Origin of the sequence: Roseiarcus sp. (assembly GCF_052145395.1) — a bacterium.
Taxonomy (GTDB): Bacteria; Pseudomonadota; Alphaproteobacteria; order Rhizobiales; family Beijerinckiaceae; genus Roseiarcus.
In genome coordinates, this window is the sequence record NZ_JBKQOT010000790.1 from 1 (window position 1) to 12219 (window position 12219).

Sequence of the window (12219 nt, forward strand, 5' to 3'; positions counted from 1 at the left end):
ATACGAACGATCGGAGCGATTTCTATGCGCAGTTCCGGCGCTTTCAAGGTTACCCGCCGCGATCTGATGGTCGTCGGCGCCGCGGCGATTGCGGCCGGCGCCGCGCCGGCGATCGCCCTGGATGAGCCGGCGGCCTCGGCGACGGCATGGCCGGAAGCTGTCTTCCCAACGGTCGCCTTCACCGTGAACGGCGAGCCGCGCTCGCTCAAGGTCGACACGCGGACGACACTCCTGGACGCGCTCCGCGAGCAACTCCACATGACCGGCACGAAAAAGGGCTGCGACCACGGGCAGTGCGGCGCCTGCACGGTGATGGTCAACGGGCGCCGGATCAATTCCTGCCTGACCCTCGCCGTCATGCACGAAGGCGACAGCGTCACGACCATTGAAGGACTGGGATCGCCCGAAAGCCTGCACCCGATGCAGGCCGCCTTCATCAAGCATGACGGATATCAATGCGGGTACTGCACCCCGGGTCAGATCTGCTCCTCGGTCGCCATGCTGAAGGAGGTCGAGGCCGGCGTCCCAAGCCTCGTCACCGACGATCTGACGGCGTCTCCCGAAGCGAGCCTTGCCGAATTTCGCGAGCGGATGAGCGGGAACATCTGCCGCTGCGGCGCCTATTCCAACATCATGGAAGCGATCCAAGAGGTCGCAGGGAGGAAGGCATGAGGCCCTTCACCTACGAGCGCGCACGCACGCCCCGCGAAGCTGCCGTCGCCGCGCGGGCGGAAGGCGCGAAGTTCATCGCCGGCGGCACGAACCTCCTCGACCTGATGAAGCTCGAAATCGAGACGCCGACCCATCTTGTCGACGTGAACGGTCTCGCGCTGGACAAGATCGAGCCGACAGGGGACGGCGGCTTGAGAATCGGAGCGCTCGTGCGCAACACCGACCTCGCCGCCGATCCGCGCGTGCGAAAGAACTATCTGCTCTTGTCGCGCGCCCTCCTCGCCGGCGCCTCGGGGCAGTTGCGCAACAAGGCGACGACCGCCGGCAACCTCCTCCAGCGCACGCGCTGCCCGTATTTCTATGACCCGAACCAGCCTTGCAACAAGCGCCAGCCCGGCAGCGGCTGCTCGGCGATCGGCGGCTACACGCGCTCGCTCGCCGTCGTCGGCGGAAGCGAGGCCTGCATCGCAACGCATTCAAGCGACATGGCCGTCGCGATGCGGGCGCTCGACGCCAAGGTCGAGACCGTGCAACCGGACGGAAGCGAGCGCGCCATCCCCATCGCCGACTTTCATCGCCTTCCCGGCGATACGCCGCATCTCGAGACGGCGCTGACCCCAGGCGAACTGATCACGAGCGTTGTTTTGCCGAAACCGGTCGGCGGTAAGCAGGTCTATCTGAAGGTGCGAGACCGGGCGTCCTATGCGTTTGCGCTCGTCTCCGTGGGGGCGATCGTCCATTCCGACGGGACCGGTCGCGTCGCGCTCGGCGGCGTGGCGCCGAAGCCCTGGCGCGACGAGGCTGCGGAAGCCGACCTGCCGCGCGGGGCAAAGGCAGTGACGGGCAGGCTTTTCGCCGAGGCGCAACCGACCGACGAAAACGCGTTCAAGGTTCAACTGGCCGAGCGTACGCTCGGTGCCATTCTCACCGAGGCGAGGGCGAACCCATGAAATTCGACGCGCCCGCAACCACAAATCCAATCGATCAGCTGAGGATCGTCGGACAGCCGACAGACCGGATCGACGGACCGCTGAAGACCACCGGCCGCGCTCCTTACGCTTACGAGCGCTACGACGTCGCGCCGAACGCGGCCTATGGCTATGTCATCGGCTCGGCAATAGCGAAAGGCCGAATCCTGTCGATCGACGCGGCGGGCGCCAAAGCCCTGCCGGGCGTGCTCGCCGTCCTGACGGCGGAGAACGCAGGCAAGCTCGGCAAGGGCGCCACGAATGCGGCCCCGCTGCTCGGCGGCCCGGACGTCGCCCATTACCATCAAGCGATCGCGCTCGTCGTCGCCGAGTCTTTCGAGCAGGCGCGCGCGGGAGCGGCCCTTGTCAAGGTCGAGTATGACCGCGCCCCGGGCGCCTTTGATCTGGCTGCCGCAAAGGATTCGGCTGTCATCCCCCAAATCGGGCAAGTCGGAGAGCGCGGCTGGCGATTTCGAGGCGGCCTTCGCCGCCGCTCCCGTACGCCTCGATGAAACCTACGCCACGCCGGATCACTCTCACGCGATGATGGAGCCGCACGCCTCGACAGCCGTCTGGAACGGCGACCGACTCACGGTCTGGACGTCGAACCAGCTGATCGACCGGGGAAGAACCGATCTCGCGACGACGCTGGGCATTGCGAAAGAGAAAGTACGGCTCGTGTCGCCCTTCCTCGGGGGCGGCTTCGGCAGCAAACTGTTTTTGCGCGCGGACGCCGTATTGGCGGCGCTGGGCGCCAGGGCCATCGGACGGCCCGTGAAGGTGGCGCTGCCGCGGCCGTTCGTCTTCAACAACACGACCCATCGGCCCGCGACCATCCAGCGCATTCGCATCGGCGCCGGGCCGGACGGGAAAATCACGGCCATCGGCCACGAAAGCTGGTCGGGCAATCTCGATGGCGGCCGACCGGAGAACGCCATCGGCCAGAAGCGGCTGCTCTACGCAGGCGCGAACCGAATGACCGCGCTGAGACTCGCGGCGCTCGACTTGCCCGAGGGCAACGCCATGCGCGCGCCGGGCGAAGCGCCAGGGCTGATGGCGCTCGAGATCGCCATGGACGAGATGGCCGAAAGACTCGGGATCGATCCGCTGGAATTCCGCATCCTCCACGATACTCAGGTCGATCCGGAGAGACTGGAGCGGCCGTTCTCCAAGCGCCAGCTCGTCGAATGCGCGCGCCTCGGCGCTGAGCGGTTCGGCTGGGCGAAGCGCAATCCCACCCCGGGAGTGACCCGAGAGGGGCCCCAGTTGATCGGCCATGGGCTCGCGATCGGTTTCCGCAACAACCTCTTGACCAAGTCCGGCGCGCGGGTGCGGCTCGACAACCGGGGAGTCGTCACGGTCGAGACGGACATGACCGACATCGGCACCGGCTCGTACACGATCATCGCCCAGACGGCGTCGGAGATGATGGGCCTGCCGCTGCACAAAGTGGCGGTCCGGCTCGGCGACTCCAGCTTTCCGGTGTCGTCGGGATCGGGTGGGCAGTTCGGCGCCAACAATTCGACGTCTGGCGTCTACGCCGCCTGTGTCAAGTTGCGCGGCGCCGTCGCCGAGAGGCTCGGGTTCGACGCCGCGGACGTCGCGTTCGCCGATGGCCAGGTTCAATCCGGCGGCCGCAGAATTCCGCTTGCTGAGGCCGCGTCCGACGGCGACCTCACGGCCGAGGACGCCATCGAATATGGCGACCTCGACAAAAAATATCAGGAATCCACCTTCGCCGCGCATTTCGTCGAGGTCGCCGTCGACTCGGCGACCGGCCAGATCCGCGTCCGCCGCATGCTCGCCGTCTGCGCCTCGGGTCGCATCCTCAATCCCAAGACCGCAGGCAGTCAGGTGATTGGGGCGATGACCATGGGGGTCGGCGCGGCGCTGATGGAAGAGCTCGTGGTTGACAAGAGGATCGGCTTCTTTGTCAACCACGACCTCGCCGGGTATGAAGTTCCGGTCCACGCCGACATTCCCCATCAGGACGTCATCTTCCTCGATGAAACGGACCCGATCTCCTCGCCCATGAAGGCGAAGGGCATTGGCGAACTGGGCTTGTGCGGCGTCGCCGCAGCGATCGCGAACGCCGTCTATAACGCGACGGGAGTTCGTGTCCGGGACTATCCGATCACCCTCGACAAGTTCCTGGGTCGCCTGCCGGAGGTGGCGTGACGAGGCATCTTAAACCGCCCTACCGTCTCGCCGCCGCCGGCGGGGCGCCGCCGACGAGCTGGATGAGGCCGAGGCAGGCCCAGGTCAGCGCGAACGCGATGATCGCAAGCGCAGCCGGCTCATAGGCGCGCGAGGCGCCGATGAGCTGGAGATAGGGCCCGAAAGCCGACCGATCGAGCAGGCTCGCCATGGTGAACTCGCCGATCACAATGGCGAAAGTCAGGAACGCGCCCGAGAGCACGCCGGCGCGAATGTTCGGAAGCATGACCTCGATCAGGATTGTGAGCGGCCCCGCTCCCTGGCTCTCTGCGGCCTCGGTCAGCGTGCGCGCGTCGATCGCCTGCAATGCCGTATCGACGGCGCGATACATGTACGGCAGGCCGAGGCCGACGTAGCCGAACATCAAAAGCGCGTCGGCGCCGAGCGATGTCGAGGTCAGCGGCAGAACGGACGACGACCCGTAGAGGCGGATGTAGCCGAACACCAGCACGATCGCCGGAATCACCAGCGGCAAAAGGGTGATGAACTCGACGATCCCGGCGAGACGCGGCAGGCGCAGGCGGACGAAACAGGCGGTCGGAACCACGATCGCGGCGGCGACGACGATTGTGACGAGCGCCAGCACAGTCGAATAGAGGAACGCTTGGTGGAACTTGCCGCTCGCGAACACGGCGCGAAAGGCGTCGAAGCTGTAGGCCCCGCGCCGCATGCGCAGCGAGAACTCGAAGGTCGCGATCAGCGGAGCGAGCAAATAGACTGCCCCGAGTCCGACCGCCGCCCAGGCGCCGAGCCGTCCGCGCCTCATCGCAGCCGCTCCGAGCGCGAGCGCAAGGCGAGGTAGGCGAGGTTCGAAAAGCCGGTGATCGCCAGCATCCCGACCGCCATGGCGTAGCCGAGGTTCGGGTCGTGCAGCACGTCGCCGCGGATCTCAGCGTAGAGCAGGATTGGCGCGATGTTGAACGAGGAGCCGGTCAGCGCATAGGCCGTCGCGATCGCCCCGAAGGCGTTGGCGAACAAAAGGAGCGCCGCGCCGAGCGCGCTGGGCATGAGGACCGGCAGGGCGATCATGCGCCAGTATTGCAACGGGCTCGCCCCGAGCGTTTCGGCCGCCTCCGCCCACTCGGGCTTCAGGCCGTCGATCGCCGGCGCGACCACCAGGACCATCAGCGGGATCTGGAAATAGAGATAGGTGACGGTGAGGCCCCAGAAGGTCAGAATGTTGAAGCCCGCCGCGTAGAGATCGACGCCGAGATTTTTGAGGAGCACGGTGACGAGCCCGAGCCGCCCGAGCGTCGCCATGAAGGCGAAGGCGAGCGGTACGCCGGCGAAATTGGAGGCGACGCCGCTGAAGGTCATCAGCGTCGGGCGGACCCATTGGGGCAAGCCGCCGCAGAGCGCCACGAGCGCGAGCCCGAGCCCGAATAGCGCGCCGAGCGCGGCCGAGGCGGCGCTGACCTCGAGGCTGAGCCAGTAGGAGAGCCGGATCGACGGCTGGCCGAGCCGGGCGATGTTGGCGAGGGTGAACGCGCCGTCGCGATCCTCGAAAGCGCCGACGAGAAGCCAAGCCGTCGGCGCGATCAAAAACATCGCGGCGAAGAGGAAAAACGGCGCAACGCCCAGCCACGCGCCCCAGTCGGGACGGCGGGCGAAGGGACGGGAGGAGGGGGCGGAGGTCATGGCGGCGTGGCCGGCTTCCGGCTGGCGTTGAAGGGCGCGCGTCTCGCGCGCCTCGGTGCGGCGAGACGCCGCGCCTCCAAACGACGACGATCCCGAGAGCGCGCGGCTACTTCGCCACCGTCGCGCCGACGACGGAGTCCCATTCCCTTGCGATGACCTCCTTGGCCGCCTTCTGCTCGTCGAGTGTCGGGAACTTCGCCTTGGCGTAGCCCGCGGCGGGGGGCAGGGCGGAGAGCACGTCGGCGGGCGCCTTGCCCGTCTCGACGAGGTTGTTGAAGCGGATCGGATGGCAGTACCCCTTCAGCCACCCGATCTGGCCCTCATCGGAATAGAGGTGCTCAAGCCACAGCTTGGCGGCGTTGGGATGGGGCGCATAGGCGCTGATCGCCTGAACGTAGACGCCCGCCACGACGCCGCTCTTGGGCACGATGACGTCGACCTTGGGATTGCCCTTCAAGTTGTCGCGGGCCGCGAGGGCGTTGTAGTCCCAGAACACAAGCACCGGCGTCTCGCCCTGGGCGATCGAGGCGGCCTTGCCGATCGCCGGGACGAAGTTGCCGCTCTTGTTGAGGTCGGCGAAGAATATCAGCCCGTCCTCCGCGGCCTTCACGGCGTCGGTCGCGCCGCCGGCGAGCCCTGCGGCATAGACGCCCATCGTCGCCTGATTCGAGGCGCGCGGGTCGCCCGCGAGCGCAACCGAGCCCTTGAACTCCGGCTTCAAGAGGTCGGACCAGTCGGCCGGCGGCGTCTTCACGATGTCCGAATTCACCGCGAACGACAGCACCCCGTAATAGTCGCCGGTCCAGTAGCCCTCGGGGTCCTTCGCCGAGTCCGGGATCGTGTCCCAGGTCGCGACCTTGTAAGGCTGCAGCAGACCTTCGGCCTTGGCGCCGGGGCCGAACGACAGGCCGACGTCGATCACGTCGGGCGCCTGTGGGCCTTTGTTGGCCTTGTTGGCCTTGATCGCCTCGACCTCGTCGCCCGACCCCCCGTCGGGGTTCAACTCGTTGACGGCGATCCCGTATTTCGCCTTGAAACTGTCGATCAGCACGCCGTAGCGGCGCCAGTCGCGCGGCAGTGCGATGACGGTCAGCTGTCCTTCCTGTTTGGCCGCCGCGACGAGATCGTCGAGTCCCGCCGCTTCGCCGTGACCGGCGACGCCGAGAAGGAGAAGGCCGGCCGCGGCCTGAAGCGAAGTCCGTATTCCGATGCTCATTTTCGTCTCCCGGGGCCGAGCCGTCGCGCTCTGCCGGCGGCGCAACCTTCCTCACGTAGTCGGCCCGCATGACGTTCGCATGTCCATGGGCCCGGGAATCCACAGGAGCGCCCCTCCGCCTCGACCTTGCGCGTTGCTCCCGTCATATTTTCGCGCCATTTTGCGCAGCGATGGTCGCCGCGCTCCGGTGATTCCCGAGGGGCGAAAGATGTTTGCTTGTCCGTGCGCGTCATCCTGACCATTATCGCGATCGCGCTCGTCACGTTGCTGACGGTGGCGCTGATCGTTCCCTACTTCATCGACTGGTCGGCCCATCGCGCGGAAATCGCCGAGCGTCTCGAAGCCTTGACCGGCGGCAGCGTGACGCTCAACGGGCCGGTGACGCTGAGGCTCCTCCCCGCGCCCTACATCGAGGTCGGCGCGGGAGCGGCGGCCGGCGCCGGGCCGGACGCCCCGCGGCTCACCTTCGAGGGGGCGCGGCTCGAACTCGCCATGGTCAAGCTCGCCAGCGGCGCCTTCCGCTTCACCGACGTCCGGCTCGAGAAGCCGGTCCTGACGCTCACGCGCGCCGCCGGCGGCGCCTTTGTTCTGCCGGCCGCGGCCCCGGGCGATGCGGTCGGCTTCGACCGGTTCTCGGTCAGGGACGGAACCCTTCGGATCGCCGCGAAGGCGGGCGGGCAGGATCGGACGATCAGAGGCGTCCAACTCGCCGGCGACGCGCCGTCGCTCGCCGGCCCCTACCACGTCTCGGGACAGGCGGCGGGGCCGGGCGGCGTCCCGATCGTCTTCCGCATTGCCTCGGAAAAGGCGGGGCCGGCGGGCGCGCCGGTCCGGATCGCGATCGACCCGGGCCCCGTCTGGCCCGCGATCGAGTTCGACGGAACGCTCGCGGCGGCCGGACCCAAAGGGCCGAGCGCGGCGGGGACGGCCGTGATCACGGGAACGTCGCCGGGCGTTGACGGACTAACGCCATGGCGCGCGGCAGGAACGTTTTCCGCCGATCTCGACGGGGCGGCGCTGGCAAGCGCCGAGTTCCGCTTCGGGCCTGAAGAACGCGCGCTGAGGGCGGAGGGTTCGGCGGCGTTCGCGGGTCGCGGCCAGGCGCGGCTCACGATCGAGGCGAAGGCCAAGCAGGCGAACCTCGACGCGCTCCTCCGGCGCAAGGGCGAGGACGCCGTCCCCCCGGCGCGGGCTGTCGAGGCTCTCTCCGCCGCGCTCGCCCCCGCCCTCGCCGGGGCGGGGTCCGCGACGCTCGACGCGCGCCTCGCCGTCGATTCAGCCATTCTCGGCGGCGATACGCTCGAGGGGGTTGCAGCCTCTCTGAGAGCCAGGCCCGGCGAGCCGCTGATGACCCGCTTCGACCTCGGGCTTCCGGGCAAGAGCCGCCTCAAAGGCGAGGGCGTTGTCGAGACGGGCGAAGCGGCGCGGTTCACCGGCGCGATCGATTTTTCAACCGAAGACTCCGCTCTGCTCGGCGGGTGGGCGGGTGAGGGCGCGCCGGAACTCGGCGCGTGGGCCTCGGCGCTCGCCGACGCGCTGCCTTCTCAGAGCCTCGCCGTCTCGGGCGAGGTCGAGGCTGCGAAGATCGGATTTTCCGGCAAGAATCTCAAGATCGCCCTCGGGCGCTCAATCCTGACCGGCTCGCTGGCCTTCACCCGGCCGGTCGGCGCCGACCCCGGCCGAATCTACGCCGACCACGCCGCCGACACGCTCGACGTGGACGCGCTGCCGAGTTTCGACGCCGCCCGGTCGCTGGTCGGCGGCGATGACCTCTCGCTGTCGCTGTCGGCCAAGGCCCTCAGCGTGGCGCACGTCGGCGACGCCGGGATCGACGGCGCGTCGCTGGTCCTCAAGCTGAGCAAGACCGGCCCGAAGCTCGCGCTCGATCGCCTCGCGGTGGCCGGCCTCGGCGGCGCCTCGGTCGAGGCGACGGGCGCATACGGACCGGATGGCGGGACGGCGTCCGGCCGCTTGAGCGCGGACAAGCTCAGGGATTTCGCCGCACTCGTCTCCCGCCTCGCGCCGAGGCCGTGGAGCCGGGCGTTCATTCAGCGCGCGCCGCTCCTGTCGCCGGCTTCGATCGCCTTCGACGCGCGCGGCGTTGCGCTCGCGACGGGGGCGGCGGCTTTCTCCTCGGTGAATGCGAGCGGGACGATCGCGCGGACCACGGCCTCGCTCAGTGTCCAGCCGACGACGAAGAGCGATGGAGAGGCGATGACGCTGGTCCTGGATTCGCCGGACGCCGGCGCGCTTCTGCGGCAGCTCGGCCTCGGAACGGCGGCGGAGCCGGGCGGGGCGGGGCACGTCGAATTGCGCGCCTCGGGCGCGTGGGAGAGGGGCTTCGACGTCGATGCGGCCGCCTCCGTCGCCGGCGCGACACTTACGGCGCGGGGCCGCTATGCGCCGACCGCCGGGGGCGACGAGGCGAGCCTGTTCGGCTCGTTCAAGCTAAAAGGGGGAAACGTCGCGCCGCTCGCCTCCGTCCTCGGCCTTGCCCCGGCGAGCGGCGCCATCGGCCCTGTCGAAGCGTCGGCGGACGTCACGCTGCGCGGCGAGCGCTGGAATGTCTCGCGCCTGGCCGCGACGGTCGCGGGCGTAAGGGCGTCCGGCGAACTCAGCTACGAGCCGCCCCCCGAGAGCCTCGAGCCGGTCGCGAGCCCCGACCTTTCACGCGCCGAGGAAGCCGTCAACGGCCCGGCTGCAAGCGCATTCCCGCCGCCCGCCGCGGTTACCGGCGCCCTGACGGTCGACCGTCTTCGTCTCTCCGATCTCACCTCGCTGGCTCTCGGGCCCCCGCGCCCCGCAGCGAGCGGCGCGCAATGGTCGGACGCAAAATTCGCCGCCCCGCCGCTGACCCCGCCCGCCGCCGATGTGCGCCTGAACGTGGGAACGCTTGGCGTCGCCGATGGCCTTTCTGCGCAGGGGTTCTCGACCGATCTCCGATACGACAGCGGTCGGCTCGACCTCGAGGACTTCGCCATGAAGCTCCCGGGCGGCGCCGTCTCCGGCCGCGCGACGCTGAGGCGCAGCCGCGAGACAGCGACGCTCGACGGCGCGCTGAAGGTTGAGCCGCTGCCGGTCCGGCGCGGAGCGTTCTCCGGCCGCGTCGGCGGCCATGTCGACTTTGCATCGACCGGCCGGAGCGTCGCCGCGCTGATCGCGGGGCTCGCGGGCGGCGGAACCGCCGAATTTTCCGGCGCGGCGCTCGCGGCCAGCGATCCGGACGCGCTCGACCGCGTCGTCACGGCGGCGCAGGCGCCGGACGCCCAGATCGACGAGACGAACGTCGCCTACCGGTTCGCGGCGTCGCTCGACAAAGGTCCGCTCGCGATTCCCGATGGTTCGGCGCCGGTATCGCTCAGCGCCGGGACGATCAAGCTCGGCCCGGTGGCGATCGCGCGACCCCATGTCGAGGCGAGTCTCGAGGCGAGCCTCGACCTCGTCCGACTGGCGGTCGAGACTCGGCTTCAGCTGAACGGTCCGGGGGCGGCCCTCAAATTCTGGTCGGGGCCGAACCCGAGCGCGACGGTGACGCTCGAGGATGCGCTCGGCGCGCCGAAGCGGCAAGTCGACGTCGCGGGGCTCTCGGCCGGGCTTGCGACCGAGGCGATCACCCGTGAATCCGATCGCATCGCGAGTCTCGAAGCCGACATCCGCGAGCGCGCCTTCTTCAACCGCCGGCTCAAGGGGGAGCGGTTCCTCGATCGCCGCAACGCCGAAATCGAGGACTGGCGCGCAGAACAGGAGCGCATGAGAGGCCTCGCCCAGCATCTGGCGGAGCAACGGTCCGAAGAACAAAGACTCGCGGCCGAAAAGGCGGCCGCCGAAAAAGCCGCGGCGGAGAAGTCTCAGCAAGAGAAGGCGGCTGAAGAGGCCGAGGAGAAGGCCGCCCGGGACAAAGCGGAACGTGAGAAGGCCGGGGAGGAGAATTCCGTCGCTCCGCGCCCGATCCCGTCGGACCGGCCGGCGGAGGCGCCGGCCGTCAGGCCGCTGCAGCGGAGCGACGGCGCGACGAAGACCGACGAATACGGCGCCGCCTCCAACGCGCCGATCCCGCCCGCACGGCCAAAGCCGAAGCCCGCGCCGCCCGCTTCGGCGCCGGACCCGGCCGCAAGCGGAATCTACTGAGGCTGGCCCGAGCGAAACAAGACGCAGTCGTCGGGTCCGCAGGCGCGACGGCATTTCTGCCAGTCAGGCGGAATCCGTCCGGAGGCCGGCGGCTCACGGCCTCTCGGTTTCAAGGCGCTCGGAGAGCGTCCGGCCCTCGGCACTCACCGCCTCGAGGATGAAGACGCGCAGCGCCGACGACAGGTTGGCCTCTCCTCGGCCGGCGTCGACGTCCGCGGCGAGCGCGTTGACAGAAATGCCACGCTCGGTCGCGATGGCCTGCAGCCGCCGCCAGAACGCGTCTTCAAGCGATACGCTGGTTCGATGGCCCGCGATTGCAAGCGAGCGTTTGACGACGCGGGCGCGTCCGATTTCAGGCGTCATCGGAGCGGTCGAGCTTATGAGAGTCGAGGCTGCGCGCCGCCTTCTCGCGCTCCCTCTCGGCCTTTTGCCGCTCCGCCCTCGTCATCCCATGGACGGCGCGGTTTTCGGCCGCGGCCGACGCTTCGCGCTCGCGTTCCCGACGTTTGCGCGCCTGGCGCAGGTTGACAAGATCGCCCATCCGGTTTCCGTCCGCGCCGCTCGTGCCGATTGCTTGCCGCCCTATTTCTTGCGGAAGGCGTCTATCGACACGACCTTCGCCGCGCCAGCGGCCTCCGCGCCCTTGTCCGGCGCCGCGGCGGCCTTGCCGGCGGAGGGGCCGGCCTTCGCCTCGTCCGGCTTCGCCGCCGGAGCGGGCGGAGGGGCCGGCTTGGCGTCGGAGCGCGGCGCGGTCGCGGCGGCCGGCGCTGCGGCCTGTTCGTCGGGAGTGCGCGGCTCCAGCTTGAAGCCGAACGGCACCGACGGATCGGTGAACCCGGTGATGGCGTCGAACGGCACTGTCACCCGCTCCGACTTGCGCGAAAAATTGAGCGTCACCTCGAACGCTTCCGGCGTCACGACCAGCTCAAAGAACTCGTGCTGCAGGATGATCGACATCTCGTCCGGAAAACGGTTCTTGAGCCCCGCCGGAACGACCACGCCGGGCGCCTGGGTCTTGAACGCGATGTTGAAATGATGATCGCCGGGAAGGCCGGACCGCGCCGTGTCGGCCAGCACTCGGCGCACGACCGAACGCAGCGCGTCCTGAACCAGAAGATCGTAGCGGATAAGGTCGGTCGCCATGCGCAGATGCCAGCTTCGATCCTTGGTTTAGCCGAGCGTCCGTTTGGTTGCAAACGACGCCATGGTTGCAAGCAACGGCGCAGCTAATCGTGAAAGAGAAGTGGAGGCTTCTGTTGCCAGGCGCCTCCGGACCCCGCCTGAAGGTGCAAACCCTCAGGACTTTAATTCCAGTACCAGCACCGCATTACGCGGCGAGGGCCACCGGAGCATAGTTGTCGTTGGCAACTATAAGTTTGA

Annotated in this window: 9 protein-coding genes, 1 other RNA gene and 1 pseudogene; 4 read left to right on the forward strand and 7 right to left on the reverse strand. The window is 68.7% G+C overall.

All coding sequences use genetic code 11. The features are described 5' to 3' along the window. Window positions 1-24 precede the first annotated feature (24 nt). From paoA to paoC, 3 genes and pseudogenes are all read left to right on the forward strand, one after another. Window positions 25-672, forward strand: coding sequence for an aldehyde dehydrogenase iron-sulfur subunit PaoA (gene paoA, locus ACLP25_RS27160; protein ID WP_442472226.1), 648 nt, complete (start codon window positions 25-27; stop codon window positions 670-672). Next, window positions 669-1622, forward strand: a complete 954-nt coding sequence (locus ACLP25_RS27165; RefSeq protein ID WP_442472218.1) for an FAD binding domain-containing protein — start codon at window positions 669-671, stop codon at window positions 1620-1622. The genes paoA and ACLP25_RS27165 overlap by 4 nt, the downstream gene beginning before the upstream one ends. Then, a pseudogene (gene paoC, locus ACLP25_RS27170) lies at window positions 1619-3818 on the forward strand (aldehyde oxidoreductase molybdenum-binding subunit PaoC). Before ACLP25_RS27165 ends, paoC begins: the two are co-directional and overlap by 4 nt. A 19-nt stretch (window positions 3819-3837) precedes the next feature. Here paoC and ACLP25_RS27175 read toward each other — a convergent pair. The 3 genes from ACLP25_RS27175 to ACLP25_RS27185 all read right to left on the reverse strand — a co-directional run bounded on the left by ACLP25_RS27175 (window position 3838) and on the right by ACLP25_RS27185 (window position 6711). Beyond that, window positions 3838-4623 (reverse strand): ABC transporter permease, encoded by a 786-nt coding sequence (locus ACLP25_RS27175; RefSeq protein WP_442472219.1) that lies wholly within the window; start codon window positions 4621-4623, stop codon window positions 3838-3840. Beyond that, window positions 4620-5495, reverse strand: a complete 876-nt coding sequence (locus ACLP25_RS27180; RefSeq protein ID WP_442472220.1) for an ABC transporter permease — start codon at window positions 5493-5495, stop codon at window positions 4620-4622. Before ACLP25_RS27180 ends, ACLP25_RS27175 begins: the two co-directional genes overlap by 4 nt. Before the next feature lie 106 nt (window positions 5496-5601). Beyond that, entirely contained in the window at window positions 5602-6711 is a 1110-nt protein-coding gene (locus tag ACLP25_RS27185) for an ABC transporter substrate-binding protein (protein WP_442472221.1), read from the reverse strand. 216 nt (window positions 6712-6927) lie between these two features. Between ACLP25_RS27185 and ACLP25_RS27190 the strand changes: the two genes are divergently transcribed. Beyond that, the gene (locus ACLP25_RS27190) at window positions 6928-10839 is read left to right on the forward strand and encodes an AsmA family protein (RefSeq protein WP_442472222.1); all 3912 of its coding nucleotides are present in this window, start codon (window positions 6928-6930) and stop codon (window positions 10837-10839) included. Between the two features lie 93 nt (window positions 10840-10932). Here ACLP25_RS27190 and ACLP25_RS27195 read toward each other — a convergent pair whose 3' ends face one another. From ACLP25_RS27195 to ssrA, 4 genes are all read right to left on the reverse strand, one after another. Next, window positions 10933-11202, reverse strand: a complete 270-nt coding sequence (locus ACLP25_RS27195; RefSeq protein ID WP_442472223.1) for a ribbon-helix-helix domain-containing protein — start codon at window positions 11200-11202, stop codon at window positions 10933-10935. Then, the gene (locus ACLP25_RS27200; RefSeq protein ID WP_442472224.1) at window positions 11192-11380 is read right to left on the reverse strand and encodes a DUF4169 family protein; all 189 of its coding nucleotides are present in this window, start codon (window positions 11378-11380) and stop codon (window positions 11192-11194) included. The genes ACLP25_RS27195 and ACLP25_RS27200 overlap by 11 nt, the downstream gene beginning before the upstream one ends. 41 nt (window positions 11381-11421) lie before the next feature. Continuing rightward, window positions 11422-11982: an SspB family protein gene (locus ACLP25_RS27205; protein ID WP_442472225.1), complete on the reverse strand. Its 561-nt coding sequence runs from the start codon at window positions 11980-11982 to the stop codon at window positions 11422-11424. Between the two features lie 99 nt (window positions 11983-12081). Continuing rightward, window positions 12082-12219: a transfer-messenger RNA gene (gene ssrA, locus ACLP25_RS27210) on the reverse strand; the annotation flags it as partial.

Excerpts from the sequence above, each read along its gene's own strand:
- paoA (WP_442472226.1), top strand. The coding sequence starts at position 25 with ATGCGCAGTTCCGGCGCTTTCAAGGTTACCCGCCGCGATCTGATGGTC.
- ACLP25_RS27165 (WP_442472218.1), top strand. The coding sequence starts at position 669 with ATGAGGCCCTTCACCTACGAGCGCGCACGCACGCCCCGCGAAGCTGCC.
- ACLP25_RS27175 (WP_442472219.1), bottom strand. The coding sequence starts at position 4,623 with ATGAGGCGCGGACGGCTCGGCGCCTGGGCGGCGGTCGGACTCGGGGCA.
- ACLP25_RS27180 (WP_442472220.1), bottom strand. The coding sequence starts at position 5,495 with ATGACCTCCGCCCCCTCCTCCCGTCCCTTCGCCCGCCGTCCCGACTGG.
- ACLP25_RS27185 (WP_442472221.1), bottom strand. The coding sequence starts at position 6,711 with ATGAGCATCGGAATACGGACTTCGCTTCAGGCCGCGGCCGGCCTTCTC.
- ACLP25_RS27195 (WP_442472223.1), bottom strand. The coding sequence starts at position 11,202 with ATGACGCCTGAAATCGGACGCGCCCGCGTCGTCAAACGCTCGCTTGCA.
- ACLP25_RS27200 (WP_442472224.1), bottom strand. The coding sequence starts at position 11,380 with ATGGGCGATCTTGTCAACCTGCGCCAGGCGCGCAAACGTCGGGAACGC.
- ACLP25_RS27205 (WP_442472225.1), bottom strand. The coding sequence starts at position 11,982 with ATGGCGACCGACCTTATCCGCTACGATCTTCTGGTTCAGGACGCGCTG.